19 protein-coding genes are annotated in these 21,331 nt (G+C 61.1%); 11 read left to right on the top strand and 8 right to left on the bottom strand.

The window, feature by feature from the left end; all coding sequences use genetic code 11:
- The first annotated feature begins 1 nt into the window (after nucleotide 1).
- Entirely contained in the window at nucleotides 2-685 is a 684-nt protein-coding gene (lolD, locus tag HX839_RS22270) for a lipoprotein-releasing ABC transporter ATP-binding protein LolD (protein ID WP_003218941.1), read from the top strand.
- A gap of 58 nt (nucleotides 686-743) precedes the next feature.
- Entirely contained in the window at nucleotides 744-1,988 is a 1,245-nt protein-coding gene (locus tag HX839_RS22275) for a lipoprotein-releasing ABC transporter permease subunit (RefSeq protein ID WP_003218940.1), read from the top strand.
- Between the two features lie 118 nt (nucleotides 1,989-2,106).
- On the opposite strand, the gene HX839_RS22280 is transcribed toward HX839_RS22275, so the two are convergent.
- Nucleotides 2,107-3,459 carry a heavy metal sensor histidine kinase gene (locus tag HX839_RS22280; RefSeq protein WP_177067693.1) on the bottom strand — a complete coding sequence of 451 codons (1,353 nt, stop codon included), beginning with the start codon at nucleotides 3,457-3,459 and terminating at the stop codon, nucleotides 2,107-2,109.
- A complete protein-coding gene (locus tag HX839_RS22285; RefSeq protein ID WP_003218936.1) occupies nucleotides 3,459-4,139 on the bottom strand; it encodes a heavy metal response regulator transcription factor in 681 nt (226 codons plus the stop codon). The genes HX839_RS22280 and HX839_RS22285 overlap by 1 nt, the downstream gene beginning before the upstream one ends.
- 156 nt (nucleotides 4,140-4,295) lie before the next feature.
- Here HX839_RS22285 and HX839_RS22290 point away from each other — a divergent pair, with 156 nt between their 5' ends.
- Both HX839_RS22290 and queF read left to right on the top strand, forming a co-directional pair.
- Nucleotides 4,296-4,820, top strand: coding sequence for a plastocyanin/azurin family copper-binding protein (locus HX839_RS22290; RefSeq protein WP_177036327.1), 525 nt, complete (start codon nucleotides 4,296-4,298; stop codon nucleotides 4,818-4,820).
- Nucleotides 4,821-4,877: 57 nt separating this feature from the next.
- On the top strand, nucleotides 4,878-5,708 hold the full coding sequence (queF, locus tag HX839_RS22295) for an NADPH-dependent 7-cyano-7-deazaguanine reductase QueF (protein WP_076017252.1): 831 nt from the start codon (nucleotides 4,878-4,880) through the stop codon (nucleotides 5,706-5,708).
- Between the two features lie 126 nt (nucleotides 5,709-5,834).
- Here queF and HX839_RS22300 read toward each other — a convergent pair whose 3' ends face one another.
- Together HX839_RS22300 and HX839_RS22305 are read right to left on the bottom strand one after the other, a co-directional pair.
- A complete protein-coding gene (locus HX839_RS22300; RefSeq protein WP_008437612.1) occupies nucleotides 5,835-6,101 on the bottom strand; it encodes a DUF4404 family protein in 267 nt (88 codons plus the stop codon).
- 110 nt (nucleotides 6,102-6,211) lie between these two features.
- On the bottom strand, nucleotides 6,212-6,823 hold the full coding sequence (locus HX839_RS22305; RefSeq protein WP_177067694.1) for an HAD family phosphatase: 612 nt from the start codon (nucleotides 6,821-6,823) through the stop codon (nucleotides 6,212-6,214).
- 195 nt (nucleotides 6,824-7,018) lie between these two features.
- Between HX839_RS22305 and HX839_RS22310 the strand changes: the two genes are divergently transcribed.
- The 3 genes from HX839_RS22310 (at nucleotide 7,019) to rssC (ending at nucleotide 9,718) form a co-directional block, all read left to right on the top strand.
- Entirely contained in the window at nucleotides 7,019-7,708 is a 690-nt protein-coding gene (locus HX839_RS22310; protein WP_008437615.1) for a VacJ family lipoprotein, read from the top strand.
- Between the two features lie 346 nt (nucleotides 7,709-8,054).
- The gene (gene rssB, locus HX839_RS22315; protein ID WP_003218921.1) at nucleotides 8,055-9,236 is read left to right on the top strand and encodes a two-component system response regulator RssB; all 1,182 of its coding nucleotides are present in this window, start codon (nucleotides 8,055-8,057) and stop codon (nucleotides 9,234-9,236) included.
- Nucleotides 9,236-9,718 carry an anti-sigma factor antagonist RssC gene (rssC, locus tag HX839_RS22320; protein WP_003218919.1) on the top strand — a complete coding sequence of 161 codons (483 nt, stop codon included), beginning with the start codon at nucleotides 9,236-9,238 and terminating at the stop codon, nucleotides 9,716-9,718. The genes rssB and rssC overlap by 1 nt, the downstream gene beginning before the upstream one ends.
- A gap of 199 nt (nucleotides 9,719-9,917) precedes the next feature.
- Here the strand turns inward: rssC and tal are convergent, their stop codons facing one another.
- The 3 genes from tal to HX839_RS22335 all read right to left on the bottom strand — a co-directional run bounded on the left by tal (nucleotide 9,918) and on the right by HX839_RS22335 (nucleotide 12,386).
- Nucleotides 9,918-10,844, bottom strand: a complete 927-nt coding sequence (gene tal / locus HX839_RS22325) for a transaldolase (protein WP_008437618.1) — start codon at nucleotides 10,842-10,844, stop codon at nucleotides 9,918-9,920.
- Between the two features lie 302 nt (nucleotides 10,845-11,146).
- Complete coding sequence (dusA, locus tag HX839_RS22330) at nucleotides 11,147-12,142, bottom strand: tRNA dihydrouridine(20/20a) synthase DusA (RefSeq protein ID WP_177067695.1); 996 nt, start codon at nucleotides 12,140-12,142, stop codon at nucleotides 11,147-11,149.
- 106 nt (nucleotides 12,143-12,248) lie between these two features.
- Complete coding sequence (locus tag HX839_RS22335; RefSeq protein ID WP_166742147.1) at nucleotides 12,249-12,386, bottom strand: hypothetical protein; 138 nt, start codon at nucleotides 12,384-12,386, stop codon at nucleotides 12,249-12,251.
- A 227-nt stretch (nucleotides 12,387-12,613) separates the two neighbouring features.
- On the opposite strand from HX839_RS22335, the gene HX839_RS22340 reads away from it, so the two are divergent.
- Entirely contained in the window at nucleotides 12,614-12,847 is a 234-nt protein-coding gene (locus HX839_RS22340) for a hypothetical protein (protein WP_134325966.1), read from the top strand.
- 87 nt (nucleotides 12,848-12,934) lie between these two features.
- Here the strand turns inward: HX839_RS22340 and HX839_RS22345 are convergent, their stop codons facing one another.
- Complete coding sequence (locus HX839_RS22345) at nucleotides 12,935-14,122, bottom strand: MFS transporter (RefSeq protein ID WP_102368406.1); 1,188 nt, start codon at nucleotides 14,120-14,122, stop codon at nucleotides 12,935-12,937.
- Between the two features lie 170 nt (nucleotides 14,123-14,292).
- On the opposite strand from HX839_RS22345, the gene HX839_RS22350 reads away from it, so the two are divergent.
- The 3 genes from HX839_RS22350 (at nucleotide 14,293) to HX839_RS22360 (ending at nucleotide 21,318) form a co-directional block, all read left to right on the top strand.
- On the top strand, nucleotides 14,293-17,100 hold the full coding sequence (locus HX839_RS22350; protein ID WP_008437634.1) for an ATP-binding protein: 2,808 nt from the start codon (nucleotides 14,293-14,295) through the stop codon (nucleotides 17,098-17,100).
- Entirely contained in the window at nucleotides 17,097-18,296 is a 1,200-nt protein-coding gene (locus tag HX839_RS22355; protein ID WP_102368407.1) for an EAL domain-containing protein, read from the top strand. Before HX839_RS22350 ends, HX839_RS22355 begins: the two co-directional genes overlap by 4 nt.
- Before the next feature lie 124 nt (nucleotides 18,297-18,420).
- On the top strand, nucleotides 18,421-21,318 hold the full coding sequence (locus tag HX839_RS22360) for an ATP-binding protein (protein ID WP_087693699.1): 2,898 nt from the start codon (nucleotides 18,421-18,423) through the stop codon (nucleotides 21,316-21,318).
- The last annotated feature ends 13 nt before the right edge of the window (nucleotides 21,319-21,331 follow it).

Consider the following 21,331-nt stretch of genomic DNA (forward strand, 5'->3'; position numbering starts at 1 on the left):
CATGAGTGAAAAAGCAATCCTGAGCTGCCGCAACCTGGGCAAATCCTACGAGGAAGGCCCGGAGTCCGTGGTGGTGCTGTCCAACCTGCAGCTGGAACTGCACCCGGGCGAACGCGTGGCGATCGTCGGCAGTTCCGGTTCCGGTAAAAGTACCTTGCTCAACCTGTTGGGCGGCCTTGATACGCCGTCCCAGGGCAGCGTCTGGCTGGCCGGCGAAGAGTTGTCGGCCCTGGGCGAGAAGGCCCGTGGCCAGTTGCGCAACCGTTCGCTGGGTTTTGTGTACCAGTTCCACCACTTGCTGCCCGAGTTCACCGCCCTGGAAAACGTCTGCATGCCGCTGTTGATCGGCAAGACCGCGATCCCGGAAGCACGCCAGCGTGCCCAGGCGTTGCTGGAGCGCGTCGGCCTGGGTCATCGCCTGGAGCACAAACCGGCTGAGTTGTCCGGCGGCGAGCGCCAGCGTGTGGCGATTGCCCGTGCCCTGGTCAACAACCCGGGCCTGGTGATGCTCGACGAGCCGACCGGCAACCTCGACTCCCATACCGCCCAGGGCATCAAGGACTTGATGCTGGAGTTGAGCACTCAGATGCGCACTGCGTTCCTGGTGGTGACCCATGACATGAGCATGGCCCGCCAGATGGACCGTGTGTTGCACCTGCAGGAAGGTCATCTGGTCGCCATCTGACCTGTTTCAAGCCCGGCGCCCGGCGCCGGGTTTTCTATTTTTTCAACGGTGCCCGCGAATGTTCAGACCGTTATCGATTTTCATCGGCACGCGCTATACCCGCGCCAAGCGCCGCAACCGTTTTGTTTCGTTTATCTCGATGACCTCGATGATCGGCCTCGCCCTCGGCGTGCTGGCGATGATCGTGGTGTTGTCGGTAATGAACGGTTTCCAGCGGGAGATGAGCTCACGCATCCTCGGCATGGTGCCCCACGCGACCATCGTTGGCGTGAAGCCCATCAGCGACTGGCAGCCGGTGGCAGATGCCGCGATGAAGAATCCGGAAGTCACCGCTGCCGTACCGTTCACACAGATGGACGGCATGCTCTCCTACAAGGGCGCGATGCAGCCGATCGAGATCAGTGGCGTTGATCCGGCCCAGGAAGGCAAGGTGTCGATCGTGGCCCAACATATTGTCCAGGGCCATCTGGAAGACCTGAAACCGGGCGAGTTCGGTGTGGTGATCGGCGAAATCACCGCCCGGCGTTTTCGCCTGAATGTCGGTGACAAGCTGACCCTGATCGTGCCGGAAATCAGCAGTGCGCCCGGTGGCATCACCCCGCGTATGCAGCGTTTGAACGTGGTGGGTGTGTTCAAGGTGGGCGCGGAGCTGGATGGCTCCATGGCCCTGATCCACATGGCCGACGCCGCCGAGATACAGCATTGGGAGCCGAACCAGGTGCAAAGCGTGCGCCTGGCGGTGAAAGACTTGTATGCCGCACCCAAGGTATCGGCGGATATCGCCGCCAGCCTCGGTGCCGACTACAAGGCCGACGACTGGACCCACACCCAGGGCAGCCTGTTCAGTGCGATGAAGATGGAAAAAACCATGATCGGCCTGCTGTTGCTGATGATCGTTGCCGTGGCAGCGTTCAACATCATCGCGACCTTGATCATGGTGGTGAACGACAAGGGCGCCGACATTGCGATCCTGCGCACCATTGGCGCGACGCCGCGGCAGATCATGGCGATCTTCATGGTGCAGGGGACGGTGATCGGGATCGTCGGTACCTTGATCGGTGGCATCCTTGGCGTGATTGCGGCGCTGAACGTCAGTGAACTGGTCGGTTGGCTGGAGCGGGTCACCGGGCAGCATATCTTCAGTTCGGACGTGTATTTCGTCAGCAACCTGCCTTCGCAGTTGCAGGGTGGGGATGTGTTGCTGATTTGCTCGGCGGGGTTTGTGTTGAGCTTTTTGGCGACCATCTATCCGGCGTATCGGGCGGCGAAGATTGAGCCGGCGCATGCCCTCAGGTATTCGTAATTCTTAAGACCGCCTTCGCGAGCAAGCCCGCTCCCACATTTTGACCGCGTTCTTCCTGAATGCACCCGGTCAAAATGTGGGAGCGGGCTTGCTCGCGAAAGGGCCGCTACAGCTTGCATCAATACCCCTGCGGCAACGCCATCACAAACCTCGCCCATCCCGCCCCCGACTCACAGAAAATCCGCCCCCCATGGGCCCGCACAATCGACTGGGTAATCGCCAAACCCAGCCCCGCATGCTCGCTGCTCCCTTCATGACGCGCCGGATCTGCCCGGTAAAAGCGGTCAAACAACCGTGGCAACAATGCCTCGGGAATGCCTTCCCCGGTGTTTTCCACACTCAGCGTCACGCCTTGCATCCCCTCGACAATCCGCACGCTGACTTCGCCACCCGGCGGGGTGAACCGCAACGCGTTATCCAGCAGGTTGGAAATCGCCCGGCGCAACATGCTGCGGTCACCTGAAGTGCTGGCGCTGCCTTCCCGAACCAGCCGCACCTGGACGTCCTCCGCCAGCGGCGCGAAAAACTCCAGCAATGCCTCCACCTCGTCCGCCAGCACCAGGGTTTCGCGCTTGGGCACCAGCAGCCCATGGTCCGCCTTGGCCAGGTACAGCATGTCGTTGACCAACTGCGCCATCCATTGCAGTTCTTCCAGGTTGCTGTGCAGGGCTTCGCGGTAGTCCTCCAGCGCCCGTGGCTGCGTGAGGATGACTTGGGTCTGTGTCAGCAAATTCGACAGTGGCGTGCGCAGTTCATGGGCGATGTCGGCAGAAAACGCCGAAAGGCGCTGGAAGGCATCGTCCAGGCGCCCAAGCATCGCGTTGAAGGACTGGGCGAGTTCCGCCAGTTCGGCGGGCATTTGTTCCTGGGGCAGGCGTTGGGTCAGGGAGTGGGCAGAGACGCCGCTGGCGACTTCGCTCATGCGCCTCAGCGGTCGCAACCCGCTGCGGGCGGCCCAGGCGCCGAGCAGGGCGGTGGCCAGGGCGGAAAGGCCGACGGTCAGCCAGATCAGATGCTGCATGCGTTGCAGGAAGTGTTGGTGATGGGTGATGTCGAGCATCAGCGTCAGTTGTGGCGATTCGCGATTGCCAGGTACCAGGGGCACGTTATACACGCGGTAATCGGTCCCGGCATTCTGCAAACTGTGCAGGCCAGGCTCCTGCGGCAGGGCGACGCCCGGGGCGCCGTCGAACCAGCGCCGGTCGCCTGCGGTGATGCGCAAGGCCAGGTCAGGCTGGCGATTGAGTTCTTCGCGCAGCTTCCCTTCCCGCAAGGCGAATAGCTCGGGCGTGTCCGCATCCTGCAAGGTACTGCGCAGCGCTATCAGCTTGCCGTCGAGCAACTGCTGGTCCAGCTCGATAAAGTGCGCCTCGCTGGCATGGTTGAACAGCACGCCGGCCAGCAATGAAACCACGGCGGTACAGCCAGCAAACAGCAGTGCCAGGCGGCTGGCAAGGGAAATCCGTTTCATCAACTGAACCGCTCCTCAAGCACGTAGCCCATGCCGCGTACCGTATGGATCAGCTTGTTGGGAAAGTTGTCGTCGACCTTCAGGCGCAGGCGGCGGATCGCGACTTCGATGATGTTGGTATCGCTGTCGAAGTTCATGTCCCACACCTGGGAGGCGATCAGCGACTTGGGCAGTACTTCGCCCTGGCGGCGCAGCAGCAGTTCCAGCAGGGAAAACTCCTTGGCCGTCAGGTCGATGCGCTGGCCGTCGCGCTCTACCCGGCGGCGGATCAGGTCCATGCGCAGGTCGGCCAGTTGCAGGCTGGTTTCCTGGGGGGGGCTGCTGCCACGGCGCAACAGGCTGCGCACCCGGGCCAGCAGTTCGGAGAAGGCGAAGGGCTTGACGAGGTAATCGTCGGCGCCCAGTTCCAGGCCATGCACCCGGTCTTCCACGGCATCTCGCGCGGTAAGGAATAGTACCGGCATGTCGAGCCCGGCGTTGCGTACGGCCTGGAGGATCTGCCAGCCATCGCGACCCGGCAACATCACATCGAGGATCAACAGGTCGTAGTCACCGGTCAGCGCCAGGTGCTGGCCGCTGGTGCCGTCGGCCACCAGTTCGGTGTTGAACCCGGCCTCGGCCAGGCCCTGGCGCAGGTAGTGGCCGGTTTTCGGTTGGTCTTCGACGATCAGCAGTTTCATGGGCGGCTCATGGTTTTACGGGAACACAGACGTTATACAGCGCAGGTCCGGCGGCAGGCTCAAGCTGACAAAGTTGTAATCTGGCCGTCAGCTGGCTGGCAGCGGCGCGTTCGTAAAGTGTCCCACAGACTGATTCCGAACCTTTGGAGTGTGACCATGTTTTTGCGTAAATCCTGGCTGTTGGCGGGCTGCCTGATGGCGCTGAGTCTTCCGGCGCTGGCTTCCCCGGCTGAAACCTTCGCCTTCGGTGAGGCCGCGCCCGCCGCCAAGGCCACGCGCACCGTGGAAGTGGTACTGCAGGATATTTCCTTTTCGCCCAAGGCTATTGATGTAAAAGCCGGTGAGACTGTGCGCTTTGTGCTGGTCAACAAAGGCCAGTTGCTTCATGAATTCAACCTTGGCGATGCCGCCATGCACGCAGCGCATCAGAAAGAGATGCTGCAGATGCAGGCCAGCGGCATGCTGACGGCGACCGGCATGGGCAAAATGGACCACAGTGCGATGGGGCATGGTGATATGGCAGGCATGAAGCACGACGACCCCAACAGCGTGTTGGTAGAGCCAGGCAAGACCGCCGAGCTGACCTGGACCTTCACCAAGGCCACCGGCTTGGAGTTTGCCTGCAACATTCCGGGGCATTACCAGGCGGGCATGGTCGGCAAGCTGACCGTCAGCCAGTAAGCCATTGACGGGCAAAGGCGGGTAGAATGGCGGCGTTTATTTAGCCAGGTTTCCGCCATGCATCCCGCAGCCGAACATTCGCCGCTGGGCAAGTCCAGTGAATACATCTCCACCTACACCCCGTCGTTGCTGTTCCCGATTCCTCGCGCCGCCAAGTGGGCCGAGCTGGGCCTGAGTGCCGAGACCCTGCCGTATAAAGGCGTGGATTTCTGGAACTGCTTCGAACTGTCCTGGCTGCTGCCATCCGGCAAACCCGTGGTGGCCATCGGTGAATTCAGTATCCCGGCCGACTCGCCGAACATCATCGAGTCGAAGTCGTTCAAGTTGTACCTCAACTCGCTGAACCAAACCGCGTTTGCCGATGTGCAAAGCCTTGAAGCGACGTTGCGCACCGACCTGAGTGCAGCGGCCGGCAAGCCGGTTGGCGTGCGCATCCGCAGCCTGGGCGAGGTTGAAGCCGAAGGCGTGGTCGCGTTGCCGGGTGTGTGCATTGATGACCTGGACATTACCGTCAGCAACTACGAGCACCCGCGCCCGGAACTGTTGCGTTGCGACGATTCGCGCGTGGTGGAGGAGAGCGTCCACAGTCATCTGCTCAAGTCCAACTGCCCGGTGACCAGCCAGCCTGACTGGGGCAGTGTGGCGGTGGAGTACCGCGGCGCGGCGCTGGATCATGCCAGCCTGCTGGAATACCTGGTGAGCTTCCGCCAGCACTCGGACTTCCATGAACAGTGCGTGGAGCGGATCTTTCTCGATCTGCAGCGCTTGCTCAAGCCGGAGAAACTGACGGTGTATGCGCGCTATGTGCGGCGTGGCGGGCTCGATATCAACCCGTACCGCAGTACGGAAGATCTGCAGTTCCAGAACCTGCGCCTGGCTCGACAGTAGCCTTCACCCAAAATAAATGTGGGAGCGGGCTTGCTCGCGAAAGCGGTGTATCAGCCAGCATATGTATCAGCTGACGGACCGCATTCGCGAGCAAGCCCGCTCCCACATTTGATAGGTGTCCGACTATTAGATCCCGATGTTACCCAGGGTCACCACAATATTGCGCAAGGTCCCGGCAATGCCCGGGTGCTCCAGTTCGAAGCGTTCTACGGCCAGGTTCACACCGTCGGCGATGCTTGGATCCTGAATGGCACCTTCCAGTGGCTCCTGAACTTCCAGTTCAGCAATCAAATCTCGCAGCTCTTCGCGCTGTTCGAGGGGCATTTCTGGATTCTGATCCAATTGCTCGCGCAAAATTTTGACCTGTTCTTGCAGTTGTTCGCGGGCAGGCATGGCGTTCTTCCTTTTATCGATAGGCACTGACATAGACCGCGGCACGCCGGGAAAGGTCTATGGGCTGACCTGTAGATTAATCCACTGGCGCCTACTGTGCATGATCTCGATCAGGGCTTCTCGCCTTTGAGCTGGCGCAGGCTGATGTCGGCCAGGCAGGTCTGCAGTTCGCCCAGGTGGTCAATCACCGAATGCACGCCCAGGCCATAGAGCGCGACAGTGGCTTTGGCGCGCTTATGCTCGCGTTCCTTCTCGGTGAGTGCTTGCCATTGCTGCGGCGAAAGCCCGCACAGTGAGCCACAGGACGCCAGGCCGATGGTCCACAGCCCGGCATTGAGCCCCGATTGCAGCAGGCGTGGCTCGCCGCTGACCAGGACGCAGCCTTCCAGGCGTTCGATATTCAGTTCCATCAGGGCCTGCCAGCAGGCGTGAGGCGCCGGCCAGCGGGTGGAGGAGGGCTTGGCAGCCTTGATCCAGCGGGGTAGCCCGGCGGCCAGCGGTGTGGAAACCGACGCCGGCAACTCGTCCAGCCATGCACAAGGGACGCGCTGTTCTTCGAGGCTGCGCAGGATCTTCAGAGCGCCGACAGTGACATGGGTATCGCTGGAAGGCGCGGAATCGGCGCGGGCCTGGGAACCAAAGTCCACCAGGCAGCCACTAAGCCCGAACAGTACGGCCGTCAAGGACGGGGTGCTGGCACTAACAATCTCGGCGTGTGGCATTTCGACGTCCCTGAAATAGCAGTGACGCTACCGGACTTGGGTGACAAGCAAGTTACACCCGCAGCAATTGTAGGAATTTTGTGCATTTGCTGAATGACATTTCTGCAAGGCTGCCTAATCTGACACTTCCGTCATATACTGACGGCCTCATTCAGGGCATAGCGCCCATGACAGACCATTCAAGGAGTTCAAGCTATGCGCTGGAGCCAATGTCTAGCTCAGCTGTCCGTATGTGCGAGTATTTTGCTGGTTCCTTTCGTAGCCCAGGCGGCCTCGGAAGATGATCCATGGGAAAGCGTCAACCGCCCGATCTTCACCTTCAACGATACCGTTGATACCTATGCCCTCAAGCCATTGGCTCAAGGCTATCAGTTCGTGACCCCGCAGTTCGTGCAGGACGGGATCCACAACTTCTTCCGCAACATCGGCGACGTCGGCAACTTTGCCAACGACGTGCTGCAACTCAAGCCCCACGCTGCAGGCGTCGACACTGCCCGCTTGCTGATGAACACCACGTTCGGCGTGCTGGGTTTCGTTGATGTCGGCACCAAAATGGGGCTGCAACGCAACGACGAAGACTTCGGCCAGACTCTCGGCTACTGGGGCGTCGACAGCGGTCCTTACGTGATGCTGCCACTGCTGGGCCCAAGCACCCTGCGTGACGCGCCGTCCAAATACGTGGACAGCTACACCCAGCCATACCGCTACATGAACGATATCGGCTGGCGCAACAGCACCTTCGGCCTGAATATCGTCGACACGCGTGCCAGCCTGCTGTCCTCCGAGAAGCTGATCAGCGGCGACAAATACACCTTCATCCGCAACGCCTACTTGCAGAATCGCGAGTTTAAGGTCAAGGATGGCAAGGTTGTAGACGACTTTTAAGCCCCAGGCTTGAAAGAAGAAGGCGGCCCTCGGGTCGCCTTTTTTGTGGGCGGCATTCGAGGTTTATCCGTGGGTTACGTGCTTACTTTAAGTCGCGGTTTTATGCGTTCTTATAACTACTGGTGATTTGCGATGTAAAGACGCCCGGCGACCATCGCCGTGAGCTTGAAACCCCTGGCGGATGGGAGTACCGTCTGCGCCTTAGAAGGGCACCTCTGCTTTACCTTTGTGCGTCGGCAATAACTCGGCGTTTTGTAGGACAGAGAGGCTAGAAAGCGAATCCAGTAGTAAGCCCGGCCATTGTCGAGCTGCCTACGCCAACCTAATTCTGGCGCCGTTTGCCCACATGCAGAAAACCAGTGCCACGCTGCTGATAATCGATGACGACGAAGTAGTGCGCGCGAGTCTTGCGGCCTATTTGGAAGACAGTGGCTTCAGCGTCCTGCAGGCCAGCAACGGCCTCCAGGGTCTCCAGGTATTCGAGCGCGACAAGCCCGACCTTGTGATCTGCGACCTGCGCATGCCCCAGGTGGGCGGCCTTGAGCTGATCCGCCAGGTAACCGACATCGCCCCGCAGACGCCGGTGATTGTCGTGTCCGGTGCCGGCGTGATGAACGATGCCGTCGAGGCCTTGCGCCTCGGCGCTGCCGACTACCTGATCAAGCCCCTGGAAGACCTGGCTGTGCTGGAGCACTCGGTGCGTCGTGCCCTGGATCGTGCACGGCTGCTGCTGGAAAACCAGCGTTACCGTGAAAAGCTCGAAACCGCCAACCGCGAACTCGAAGCCAGCCTGAACCTGCTCCAGGAAGACCAGAACGCCGGTCGCCAGGTGCAGATGAACATGCTGCCGGTGAGCCCGTGGAGCATCGACGAGTTCAAGTTTGCCCACCAGATCATCCCGTCGCTGTACCTGTCGGGTGATTTCGTCGACTACTTCCGCGTTGATGAGCGGCGTGTCGCGTTCTACCTGGCCGACGTTTCCGGCCACGGCGCCTCCTCCGCATTCGTGACCGTGTTGTTGAAGTTCATGACTACACGGCTGTTGTTCGAATCCAAGCGCAATGGCACCTTGCCGGAGTTCACCCCTTCGCAAGTGCTGGGCCACATCAACCGGGGCCTGATCAGCTGCAAGCTGGGCAAGCACGTGACGATGGTCGGCGGCGTGATTGATGAAGAAACAGGTCTTTTGACCTACAGCATTGGCGGTCACCTGCCATTGCCGGTTTTATACACTCCAGACAGTGTGCGCTACCTGGAAGGGCGTGGTTTGCCGGTTGGCTTGTTCAATGAAGCCACCTACGAAGACCACATCCTGGAATTGCCGCCGACGTTCAGCCTGACGCTGATGTCCGACGGTATCCTGGACCTTTTGCCAGAGCCTACACTCAAAGAGAAAGAAGCCGCCTTGCCCCAACGGGTCAGGTCGGCGGGCGGCAGCCTGGATGGCCTGCGGCAGGTTTTTGGATTGGCCACGCTAGGGGAGATGCCGGATGATATCGCCCTATTGGTGTTGAGCAGGAATCTTTGATGAGTACCGGAAGAATCCAATTCGCCGAGCAAGACGGGACTTTTGTCCTGAAGTTTGTCGGTGAAGTGCGCCTGACCTTGTGTTCGGCGCTGGATGCGACGATTGAGCGGATCTTCACAGCCTTGAATTTCTCGGCGATCGTGATCGATCTGACCGAAACCCGCAGCATCGATAGCACCACCCTTGGGCTGTTGGCCAAGTTGTCCATTCTGTCTCGGCAGAAGGTCGGACTGCTGCCGACCGTCGTCACCACCCACGAAGACATCACCCGTCTGTTGCAGTCCATGGGCTTCGATCAAGTGTTCAACATCGTTGACCGCCCGATCCCGTGCCCGGAATGCCTGACCGACCTGCCGTCCCAGGACCAGTCCGAGGAAGTGGTACGGGTCAAGGTACTGGAAGCCCACAAGATCCTGATGGGCTTGAACGACTCCAACCGCGAGGCGTTCCACGACCTGGTGAATGCGCTGGAGCGGCACTAATTTCCAGCTGAAACACTGTCAAAGTGTGGGAGGGGGCTTGCTCCCGAAAGCGGCGGGTCAGTAGTGAATGTAGCGACTGACGCCCTGTATTCGGGAGCAAGCCCCCTCCCACATTTTTAACTGAGTTCGGCTCGAAATCGGCTAATACAAAAAAAGGGCGGCACCCTCACAGGTGCCGCCCTTTTTGTCGCCGCCGTTTTTAGAGCTTGGCGGTCAACAGCGCTTCGAGTTTTTCCTGGTCGCGGGCGAACTGACGAATGCCCTCGGCCAGTTTCTCGGTGGCCATTGCATCTTCGTTGGATTCCCAACGGAACTGCGCTTCGGTCAAGTGCACCCGAGCTTCGCCCGCATGGCCTGGCGACAATTTGCGTTCCAGCTTGCCGTTGTCGGCTGCGAGTTTTTCCAGCAGGTCCGGGCTGATGGTCAGGCGGTCGCAACCGGCCAACTCTTCGATCTGGCTCAGGTTACGGAAGCTCGCACCCATCACCACGGTCTTGTAGCCATTGGCCTTGTAGTAGTTGTAGATGCGCGTCACCGACTGCACGCCCGGATCTTCGGAGCCGGTGTAGTCGTTGCCGTTGGCCTTCTTGTACCAGTCGTAGATACGGCCCACGAACGGCGAAATCAGAAACACGCCTGCTTCGGCGCAAGCCACGGCCTGGGCGAAGGAGAACAGCAGCGTCAGGTTGGTCTGGATGCCTTCCTTTTCCAGCTGCTCGGCGGCGCGGATGCCTTCCCAGGTGGAAGCGATCTTGATCAGCACGCGGTCACGGCCAATGCCGGCCTTGTCGTACAGGTCGATCAGGCGATGGGCGCGCTTGAGGACGGCGTCAGTGTCGAACGACAGACGGGCATCCACCTCGGTGGAAATGCGGCCGGGCACCACTTTCAGGATTTCCTGGCCGACGGCTACCGCAAAACGGTCGCTGGCCAGGCCTACATCGCCGTTGCAGTCGGCAACAGCCTCATCCAGCAGCTTGGCATAGCCTGGGATCGACGCGGCCTTGAGCAGCAGGGAAGGGTTGGTAGTGGCGTCTTGTGGCTTGAGCTTGGCGAGGGTAGAAAAATCGCCGGTATCGGCTACTACAGTGGTGAATTGCTTGAGTTGTTCCAGCTTGGAAGTCATGGGCGTGCTCTGTCCTGTGGGTCTGATGACATTACCCGAGCGCTGACAGCCGCTCAAGGGCGCAAATGCATTCGATCGTTTGCGAGGGCAACAACCTGAAAACAGCCGTTTGAATCACCGGCCAATGCTCAATAGGAGGCCAAAACAGCCAGCAGGTTCAACCCAACTGCCCGATGACCACCCGATCAAACGGTGGGAGCAGTCTTGCCCCATCTTCCTGACATCCCCCCATCCAAATGTGGGAGCGGGCTTGCTCGCGAAGGCGTCGTGTCAGCCACCCAATAAACCCACTGACACCCAAATCACCGCCCCTCCAACAACTCCCCGGCCATATCCAGCAACGCCAGCGGATCACTGGCCTTATGAATATCCACCGACAACAACTGCCGAAACTTCCGCGCCCCCGGGAAACCCGTCCCCAGCCCCAGCGCGTGGCGCGTGATGTGATGCATCGAGCCACCTGTCGCCAGGTGTTCGGCAATATAAGGACGCAACTGCGCCAACGCCTCGGCACGGGTGATCACAGGTGCCGTGCTGCCAAACAGCTGCTGATCCACCTCGGCCAGCAAATACGGATTGTGATAAGCCTCGCGACCCAGCATCACGCCATCGAACGTCTGCAAATGCTCCTGGCACTGTTCGAGGGTCTTGATGCCGCCGTTGAGGATGATCTCCAGTTCAGGGAAATCCTGCTTCAACTGGGCGGCGACGTCGTAGCGCAAGGGAGGGATGTCCCGATTTTCCTTCGGTGAGAGCCCTTCCAGAATGGCGATTCGCGCATGCACGGTGAAACTGGTGCAGCCCGCGTCCTTCACCTGGCCGACGAAATCGCACAGCTCGGCATAACTGTCCCGGCCGTTGATGCCGATGCGGTGCTTAACCGTTACCGGGATCGAGACCGCGTCCTGCATTGCCTTCACACAATCCGCCACCAACGCAGGGTGGGCCATCAGGATCGCGCCGATCATGTTGTTTTGCACCCGGTCGCTGGGGCAGCCGACGTTGAGGTTCACTTCGTCGTAACCGGCGTCCTGGGCCATGCGGGCGCAGGCTGCCAGGTCCGCAGGGACGCTACCGCCCAACTGCAAGGCAAGCGGGTGCTCGGCCTCGTTGTGGCGCAGGAAGCGTTCGTGGTCGCCATGGAGGATTGCGCCGGTGGTGACCATCTCGGTATAGAGGAGGGCGTTTTTGGAGAGTAGGCGCAGGAAGTATCTGCAGTGCCTGTCAGTCCAATCCATCATCGGAGCAACGGAGAAGCGACGGGAGAACGATGGCGTTGGTGCTATAGGTGAGGACATTAGGGTCTGAGATGGATAAGGCGAAGGGCGGACAGTTTAACAGGAATGGGCGTGGTGCCGTGGTGGCCAGTGCCAGAGCTCCAGCCACCCTGGCACGGTTTTCAGCTTATTTCTTCTTTTTGTCGGGCGCCTGAGTCAGCGCCGAAGCCGCCACAGATTTCACATCCGGCGGAGTGGTGGGATCCGCCAGCAGCTTGGCTGCTTTTGAAGCGATGCTTTCACTGGTTTTTTCGTCTTTAGCCATTACTTGAGCTTCCCTCTACGTAGGCCGCAGGTTCATCTGAATTGATGCCTGGTCGGCTTTAATATGTAGGGGCTAACTGTTGATATCGCCAATCAGAATATGTGCCTGGATAATTCGTCGCCAAAACGACATCAACCTGAACCGATCCTGTCCTACGGCAAAGTTTCATAATTCTCACCGGCATTGAGGCCTACGCTCAGCCCATAAGCCCAAAGGGAACTGAAAAAATGATCTCCAACCTCGTCAAAGTCGTGATGGTCGCAGGCATGTTGCTCTTGGCCGCTTGTTCTTCGGGTTCATCTGGCATGAGTAGCGACCTGAGCAGCGACCCTTGTTATTCAGGGGGATGCCAAGCCTTTGGCGACCACAGCCCCAGCAAGGCCGCCAAGATGAATTTTGGCGGCAACGCGCTGGGGAGCAGTTACGGGGAGTATGGTTCGGGGTTGATGCATGATGACTGACTGAGCGGGTGGGGCAGTCATTTACTCAGTGACTGACCCACCGCTTTCGCGAGCAAGCCCGCTCCCACATTGGATCGTGGGAGGGCTTTAGTGACCGCCTTTCATACGTCGGGCGATCAGGTAGATGCCCAAGCCTACCAGCGCCGTAGCCGCGCCAATGTAGCCCGTGCTGGTCCACCCATACCCCGCCGTAATCGCCATCCCACCGAACCACGGCCCCAGCGCATTCGCCAGGTTGAACGCCGCGTGGTTGGACGCCGCCGCCAGGCTCGGTGCTTCATGCGCAATGTCCATCAAGCGGATTTGCAGCGGCGCGGCCATGGCGATCATGGTGCCGACCAGGCCGATGCCCAGCAGTACGCTCCACAGCGAACTCGCGGCGAAGGTGAAGAAGATCAGCACGGCCATCGACCACACCATAATCCAGCCCACTGCGCGAAATTGCAGGCGATCAAACAGCTTGCCGCCGGCGATGTTGCCGATGATGCCGCCTACGCCAAACGCGGCCAGACCGAATGGGATCCACTGCGGCGAGACTTTGGTCACTTCGAGCATGGTCGGCGCCAGGTAGCTGAACACGCAAAACATCCCGGCAAAACCAATAGCGCCAATGGACAGCGCCATCCACACCTGCGGTTTGGTGAAGGCGCGCAGTTCTTTGCGCGGGTCGCTGCGGGGTTCGTCGTGGCGATCCGGTACGAATTGCCAGACCAGCGCGATGGTGCACAGGGCGATAGCACTGACCAGTGCAAACGCCGAGCGCCAGCCAAAATGTTGACCGAGGAAGGTGGCGATGGGGTTGCCGAGCAGCATGGCCAGGGTCAGGCCCATCATCACGCGGGCGACGGCGCCAGCGCGTTTGTCGTTGGGCACCATGCTGGAGGCGACCACGGCGGCGATGCCGAAGTAGGCGCCGTGGGGCAGGCCGCTGATAAAGCGGAAGGCCACCAGCGAACCGAAGGTCGGGGTAAACGCCGTGGCCAGGTTGCCCAGGGCATAAAGGCCCATCAGCAATAGCAGCATGTGTTTACGCAGCAACTTGGCGCCGAGGATCGCCAGCAGCGGGGCGCCGACCATCACGCCCAGCGCATAGGCGCTGATGGCGTGGCCCACTTGCGGTTCGCTGAGATTGAGGTTGTGGGCGATGTCGGGCATCAGCCCCATGATGGCGAATTCGCCGGTGCCGATCGCAAAGGCGCCCACGGCCATGGCCGCTTCCATTTTGGCGGCGCTGCGCGCGGGCAGCACGTGCCCGGGTGTTTGCTGGATAGTCATGGGTAACTCTGTTTGATGAAGTGCACGAAGGACAGCCGTCGATGCTACGCAAGCAGCGGCGAAGGTGTCTAGAACAGCGTGTTGCGCGAGAGTTCCATCGGCGTAAGCAGTGCGGGGCTTTGAGATCCGTCTTATTCAACTACCCTCTCGCCACGCTTACTCTTTTGGCGATGAAGCTCAAACATTTCCTGCAACCACTCGACTCTTCTTTTTCGACGCCCAAGGCCGCGCGCAAGTTGTTGCGGCTGTTTGCCCTGGCATTGGTGCTCGGCGTGTATGTGGGTGCCTACAGCTACTTGCGTGCGGCGTTGAATGAGGAAATTTCGCTACGGCGCAGTTATATGAATGAGGCGATTTCCGATGCGCAGAGTTTTTTTGTCAGCCGCCAGACGCTGCTCAAAAGCCTCGGCCTGTCGACGGTTCGTCATGTCACGCCACCCGTGGGCAACCTCAATAATGTGCCGGCCGAAGAGTTGCACATCACCTTGGGCGAGGCGGGCAATATCTGGAGCCTTTGGCTGACTAGGCGCCTGCTTGATTACCTGCAGGTCAACCAGGTCAACCTGATCTACGTCGCGCAGCGCGCCGAGCCGGTGGTGGAGCGCCTGTTTACCGTTGGGGCGGCCCCGGAGAATGTGCCGCAGCCGGTATTGCAGCGGTTGATGGCGGTGGACACCGGCAAGGTCTCGGTCAGCGATGAGTTGTGGCTGACTGAGCAGAGCCGCCTGGATTCACCGCTATACATCTTCACCCGCCTCGACGACCGTAGCCCCACGTCGGGTTGGCTCGGGCTGGAGGTGGACGGCCCGGACCTGATCAACGCCCTGCAGCATGAAAAAGCCGGGGACTTCATGTTGCTTGACGGCGCCGGGCAGCTGATTTTCAGCAGCACGCCTCATCAACCGTCGGCTGCGCAGGTGCTGCGCCAGTATCACGCCACGGCCAGCTTTGGTTGGGAAGGCAGCCGCTGGCTGCCGGATCGCTTGGCCATTCGCAAGCACCTGGGTTACTCCCAGTGGCAGATCGTCTACAGCCTGGAGCTGAGTTCACTGTTGCCCAGCCTGGCCATGCCGTTGTTGCTGTGCCTGCTGTTGTGCGCAGCGGCCAGCTTGTTGATGGTGCGGTTGGTGCGGCGCATCGATCAGCGTTTGATTATCCCGGCAGCCAATCGCATCGAAGCGCTGGTGGAGAGTGAGGCATTCAGCAGTGCGGTGATTCGCATCGCGCCAGTGGCCTTGTGCGTGCTGCGCCGCAGCGACGGCGAGGTAGTGCTGGAAAACCCCCTGTCCCGGCAATGGCTGGGCAACGGCCACGAGCGCCAGCAACTGTGTCACGGCTGGATTCGCCGCGCGTTCGATGAGTCGGAACAAAGCAGCACCGACGAGCTGCAAATGGCCGACGGTCGTCACCTGTACCTGAGTTTCGCGCCAACCCGTTACCAGCGTGAGGAGGTGCTGATCTGCGCCTTCAGCGACATCACCGAACGCAAGCAGGTGGAGTTGGCCCTGCAGCAGGCGCGCACGCTGGCGGACGCGGCGAATGAGGCCAAGACCCTGTTCCTGGCAACCATGAGCCATGAAATCCGCACGCCATTGTATGGCGTGCTGGGCACCCTGGAATTGCTTGCGCGCACCGACCTTAACAGCCAGCAGCGTGGCTACCTGAATGCCATCGAGGGCTCGTCGGCGAACTTGCTGCAAATGATCTGCGATGTGCTGGACGTGTCGAAAATCGAAGCGGGACAACTGTCCCTAGAGTTCAGCACGTTCTCACCGATCGAGTTGGTGCAGGAAGTGATCCAGGGCTACGCAGGCGCCGCCCAAAGCAAGGGCCTGCAGTTGTTCGCCTGCCTCGACCCGCAGTTGCCCGACCACGTGAGCGGGGATGTCACACGCATCCGCCAGATCCTGAATAACCTGCTGAACAACGCGCTGAAATTCACCGAAAGCGGCCGGATTGTCTTGCGTCTGCGCCTGGAAAGCCGTGAAGGCGAGCGCACGATGTTGCAGTGGCAGATAGTCGACACCGGCAAGGGCATCGCCGAGGAAGACCAGCGGTACCTGTTCGAGCCGTTCTTCCAGGTCAGCGGCAATGCGAATGTGGTCGCCGGCAGCGGCCTGGGCTTGTCGATCTGCAAGCGCCTGATGCACTTGATGAACGGCACCTTGCGGGTGGTCAGCGAACCGGGCCTGGGCAGCAGCTTTTCCTTCACCTTGCCGCTGGAGCAAGTCAACGACGACGACCAGGCTCCCTGGGCGCAGCCGCTGCTCGGCGAGCGGGTGTATGTGGTGTCGCCGGTGCGTGAGCTGGCGGAAAGTGTTGGCGGCTGGTTGCGTCGCTGGGGCGCGCGCGCGCAACTCGGTGCGCCGGAGTCCGCCGAGGCCGACCCCGGCGCGGTATTGGTCGAGCTGTATCCCGGCCCGACCGAGCCCGACCAGTTGCTGCATTGGTCCGGGCCGCGGGTGATGGCCGCGGTCGACGAGCATGGCGCTTATCCCTGGCAGATCGGCCTGAACAACCTGCAGGCGCTCAACCGCGCGGTCAGCCGCGCCCAGGGCAGCGAAGAGTTGTTGTCGCCGAGGATCAGCGAGAAGCCCACCGAGTTCAGCCTCAACCTGCGCCTGCTGGTGGCCGAAGACAACCTGATCAACCAGTTGATCCTGCGCGACCAGTTGGAAGAGCTCGGCTGCAGCGTGGTGCTGGCCGGCGACGGCATTGAAGCGCTGTCATTGTGGGGTGATACCGCGTTCGACATGATTCTCACCGACGTCAACATGCCACGCATGAACGGCTATGAACTCACCGAACAACTGCGTCGCCTGGGTTGCTCACTGCCGATCATCGGGGCCACCGCCAACGCGATGCTCGACGAAGCCGAGCGCTGCCTGAACGCTGGCATGGATCATTGCCTGGTCAAGCCGTTCACCCTGCGCGCCCTCTACCAGTGCCTGCATCGCTATCAGAGGAGGGTGCTTTGAGCGCCTATCGCGTACTCATCGTGGAAGACCATCCTTTCCAGCATGAGTACTTGATCAACGTCTTCCAGGCCATCGGCGGGTTTGACGTCGATGTGGTCTGGGATGGCGCCACCGCGCTGCAACGCCTGGCCCGACAGCGCTACGATCTGCTGCTCAGCGACTTGATGATGCCGGGGATGGACGGTGTGCAACTGATCCAGCACTTGGCCCGCATGCACGCGCCGCCTGCGCTGGCGCTGATGAGCGTGGCGTCGCGGCGCATGCTGGTGGGCGCCGGGCAGGTGGCCGGGAACCTCGGCCTGACCGTCGCCGGGCTAATCTCCAAGCCGGTGCGCGAACGCGAGGTGCGCACCCTGCGCGATTGCCTCGACAAACTCGCCGAGCAGGCGCGCACGCCGTGTTGCCACCGGGGTGTCAGCCATGCCCGGGAGAACCTTGAGCGCGCCTTGGCCAATGGTGAAATCCAGGCGTGGTTCCAGCCGAAAAAATCCCTGCATGACGGGCGCATCGTGGGCGCCGAAGCCCTGGCACGCTGGGTGCACCCGGTGGAAGGGTTATTGATGCCCGGCGCGTTTCTTGACGACATCGAGCGCCTTGACCTGGAAACCCGCTTGCTCACCTGCATTCTCGGCCAAACCCTCATCGCCCAGGCCCAGTGGGCGCAACTCGGTTACCGGCTGCCGGTGTCGATCAACCTGCCCACGCATTTGCTCGACCAGAGCGACCTGGTCGACCGCCTGCTTGCCCAGGTGCAAAGCCGCGACGCCGAACCCCGGCAAATTACCTTCGAATTGATGGAAAGCTCCACCACACGGCTGCCCAGTAACTACTACGCTGGAGCATGTCGCTTGCGCATGATGGGCTTTGGGTTGGCGCAGGATGACTTCGGCAAGGGGTTCAGTTCCTACTTCAACCTGGTGTCGACGCCGTTCAACGAGGTCAAGATCGACCGGTCACTGGTGCATGGCTGTGCCGAGAACGAAAGCCTGGCGTCGGCCTTGCAAAGCATTGTCGAGCTGGGCCGCAAACTCGGGCTGACCACCATCGCCGAGGGCGCCGAGACCCAGGCGGAGCTGGCGATGTTGCGGCGTATCCGCTGCGATCAGGTGCAGGGTTTCCTGATCTCCCATGCCGTGGCGGCGGAAAAATTCAGCGCCCTGTTAATCGAGGATGGCCCTGCGCCAGCACTTATGTGAGTGGCCAGGGTCACACAGTCAAGAAGCCCGAAGGAAGGGTCGCCCGGTCAGCCGGGCGTTATTGGCCAATGCCGGGATCAAGCATAGGCCCCATATCCTGATTCAGGCTTCTGCGGTACTGACGATGAAACATGCAAGTCTGCGCCTGGACAAGCTGGCGCAAAGCTCTCAACGCTTGAACAAAGCCCTGTTATTGCTCACGGGGCTCGCCTTGTTGCTGTCCAGCAGTTGCTATTGGGCGGTGTCGCGGTTGCTCGACGCTGAACAGGAAAAGGTCGAGTTCCACTTCGCCCGCGTGGTGGAGATCATCCATGAGCACGAGGCGTTCCTGCGCAACGTGGCCAGTGGCTACAGCCGCAGCAACGCGCCGCCGCTGCCGGCCGTGCAGTCGACCTCGGTGGTGGAGTTGCAGCACGAAGGCGGGCAGGTGGTGTTGCAGGCCAAGGGGTTTGCGATGTCGCTACCCTTCACCTTGTCCCACGCCGAGACGTTCTCGGCGGATGACACGCGCCGGGCACTGGCGTTTGGCGTGCAACTGACTGACTACTACGGCGGCTACTGGGCCAGCTCGTTTTACGCCTCGCCGCAGCTGTTCGTGTTCACCCCCAATGCCGTCGCCAGCCTGGCCGTGCCCGGCGTGGGCGGCTTGCGCCAGCACCAGCCATTGTTGCGCGAGCAGTACCGCGACGTGGTGAGCCGCTTGCAGCAACTGCAACAGAGCCAAAGCCTCCTGCTGACCGACAGCCGCGTGCGCTGGATGCGTGCGCCGCCGCAGTTGTACCAGAACAGCCGCAGCGTGGTCGCGATGATCGGCCTCGACGCGCCTGCCGCCGTATTGCCGGCCAATCAGCCTCAGGGCCTGCTCACGCTGGCGGCGGTGGTGGACACCTCGCAGGTCGACGAAATCGAGCGAGTACTGCAACTGTCGGTCTACAACCAGTTCACCCTGATCTCGCCCCAGGGCGACGTGTTGCTCGGCAGCCTCGGCGATGAACACATGGCGCCCCTGGGCCTGAGCTTCAACAGCCAGGGTTTGCGCTTCAAGATGCTCAGCGAGGGTGGCGAGCACTGGACCGGCCTGTACGCCATCAGCTATCAGGATTTCCTGCGCTACGCCAAATGGCCGCTGCTGGGCCTTGGCCTGACGTTTCTGGCGGCCGTGCTGCTGGGCTGGTGGATCAACCATTGGTACAAGACCCGCATCGTCAGCCCGGCGCAACGCGCGCAGGAGCGTCTGTTCGAGAGCGAGGCATTCAACCGCATCATGCTGCACAACGCCCCGGTGGGATTGTGCGTAGTGCGCCGCAGCGATCACCAGTTACTCCTGGAAAACCAGCGCGCGCTGCAATTGCAGGGCACCGCACCGCTGCTCGACGTGCTCAAGGCCAACGATGGCCCGGATACCCCCGGCGAGATGTGCCTGGCGGTGGAGGGGCGGTACTTGCAGGTCGTGGTGGTGGCGGCGCGGTACGAAGGTGAGGACGTGTTCCTCTGCGGCTGCAACGACATCACCCGACACGTGGACGAGGCCCAGTTGCTGACCCAGGCGCGCCAGGAAGCCACCGAAGCCAACGAGGCCAAAACCGTGTTCCTGGCAACCATGAGCCATGAAATCCGCACCCCGCTGTACGGCGTGCTCGGCAATCTGGAACTGATGGCCCTGACCGACATGAGCGAGCGCCAGCGCCACTACCTGGAAATTATCCAGGGTTCGTCCACTGTGCTGTTCCAGTTGATCAGCAACGTACTGGATGTATCGAAAATCGAATCCGGGCAAATGGCCGTGGAAGCGGCGCCGTTCAGCCCGGGCCAGTTGGTGGCGGAATCGGTGTTGGCGTTCAGCGCGACCGCGCGCAATAAAGGCTTGCAGATCGATGCCGAGATCGACCCGCTGCTACCGCCGCAACTGCTTGGCGATGCTGGCCGCATCCGGCAGGTCCTGCATAACCTGCTGGGCAACGCGATCAAGTTCACCGACTCCGGGCGCGTGCGTTTGCGCCTGATGGTGCAGCAACTACTTGACGATAAAGTGACCCTGCAATGGCAGGTCACTGACACCGGCGTGGGCATTCCGGAAAAGGCGCTGGACCAGTTGTTCAAGCCGTTTTATCAGGTAGCGGGCGACCAGGACGGCAATGGCGCCGGCCTGGGCCTGTCTATCTGCTCGCGCTTGAGTGAGTTGATGGGCGGCAGCATGCGCGTGGTCAGCGAGCCAGGGTTGGGCAGCAGTTTTTCGCTGTTCATCACCTTGCCGGTGCTTCAGGAAACCCTGCCCTCTGCGGAACAACCGCCGATGCCGCCGTGCCTGGACGCACCGTGCCTGAACGTGCGCGTGCTGGTCGCCGAAGACAACCCGGTCAGCCAGGCCGTGCTGCAAGAACAGCTCGAGGCCCTTGGCGCCCACCCCACCGTAGCGCGTGACGGCGAGCATGCGCTGCAAATCTGGGGTTCGCAGCCGTTCGACCTGGTGATCACCGACATCAATATGCCGCGCCTCAACGGCTACGACCTGGCCCGCGCGTTGCGTGAACAAGGCGTCCAGGTGCCGATCATCGGCGTCACCGCCAATGCCCTGCGCGAGGAGGGCGAGCGTTGCCTGGCGGTGGGCATGAACGCGTGGGTGGTCAAACCGCTGAGCCTGAGCATGCTGCGCCAGGCGTTAATGGCGCACTGCCGGCGAGCCACGGCCTTGCCGGTGGTGCAGGTGGACCGGGACCGCGAAGGCTGGATCGAGCTTTCCCCGGCCATGCGCCAACTGATGGCCGACACGTTGCTGGTGGATGTGCAGCAGATCGAACAAGGCCTGACGGCCGGCGATGCCACCCTCGTACGTGAGCGTTTGCACAGCCTCAACGGCGCGCTGGCCAGTGTGCGTGCCGGGGAACTGTCCAGCGCTTGTCAGGCATGGGAGAACACCCTGTACGACGCACCGCTGGATACATACGCCACCACGCAGATTCGAGGCGTGTGCGCACGGCTTACAGCGGTTGCGCAGTGCTTGCTGGCAGAGTCGCAAACTTGATGAAAGCCCATTA

The sequence above is a fragment of the Pseudomonas sp. I8001 genome (assembly GCF_013385345.1).
GTDB lineage: Bacteria > Pseudomonadota > Gammaproteobacteria > Pseudomonadales > Pseudomonadaceae > Aquipseudomonas.

Coding starts and splice junctions, on each gene's coding strand:
- queF (WP_076017252.1), top strand. CDS start 4,878: ATGCATCCCGCAGCCGAACATTCGCCGCTGGGCAAGTCCAGTGAATAC.
- HX839_RS22285 (WP_003218936.1), bottom strand. CDS start 4,139: ATGAAACTGCTGATCGTCGAAGACCAACCGAAAACCGGCCACTACCTG.
- rssC (WP_003218919.1), top strand. CDS start 9,236: ATGAGTACCGGAAGAATCCAATTCGCCGAGCAAGACGGGACTTTTGTC.
- lolD (WP_003218941.1), top strand. CDS start 2: ATGAGTGAAAAAGCAATCCTGAGCTGCCGCAACCTGGGCAAATCCTAC.
- dusA (WP_177067695.1), bottom strand. CDS start 12,142: ATGTCCTCACCTATAGCACCAACGCCATCGTTCTCCCGTCGCTTCTCC.
- HX839_RS22335 (WP_166742147.1), bottom strand. CDS start 12,386: ATGGCTAAAGACGAAAAAACCAGTGAAAGCATCGCTTCAAAAGCAGCC.
- HX839_RS22350 (WP_008437634.1), top strand. CDS start 14,293: ATGAAGCTCAAACATTTCCTGCAACCACTCGACTCTTCTTTTTCGACG.
- HX839_RS22310 (WP_008437615.1), top strand. CDS start 7,019: ATGCGCTGGAGCCAATGTCTAGCTCAGCTGTCCGTATGTGCGAGTATT.
- tal (WP_008437618.1), bottom strand. CDS start 10,844: ATGACTTCCAAGCTGGAACAACTCAAGCAATTCACCACTGTAGTAGCC.
- HX839_RS22300 (WP_008437612.1), bottom strand. CDS start 6,101: ATGCCTGCCCGCGAACAACTGCAAGAACAGGTCAAAATTTTGCGCGAG.
- HX839_RS22305 (WP_177067694.1), bottom strand. CDS start 6,823: ATGCCACACGCCGAGATTGTTAGTGCCAGCACCCCGTCCTTGACGGCC.
- HX839_RS22360 (WP_087693699.1), top strand. CDS start 18,421: ATGAAACATGCAAGTCTGCGCCTGGACAAGCTGGCGCAAAGCTCTCAA.
- HX839_RS22345 (WP_102368406.1), bottom strand. CDS start 14,122: ATGACTATCCAGCAAACACCCGGGCACGTGCTGCCCGCGCGCAGCGCC.
- HX839_RS22275 (WP_003218940.1), top strand. CDS start 744: ATGTTCAGACCGTTATCGATTTTCATCGGCACGCGCTATACCCGCGCC.
- HX839_RS22280 (WP_177067693.1), bottom strand. CDS start 3,459: ATGAAACGGATTTCCCTTGCCAGCCGCCTGGCACTGCTGTTTGCTGGC.
- rssB (WP_003218921.1), top strand. CDS start 8,055: ATGCAGAAAACCAGTGCCACGCTGCTGATAATCGATGACGACGAAGTA.
- HX839_RS22290 (WP_177036327.1), top strand. CDS start 4,296: ATGTTTTTGCGTAAATCCTGGCTGTTGGCGGGCTGCCTGATGGCGCTG.
- HX839_RS22340 (WP_134325966.1), top strand. CDS start 12,614: ATGATCTCCAACCTCGTCAAAGTCGTGATGGTCGCAGGCATGTTGCTC.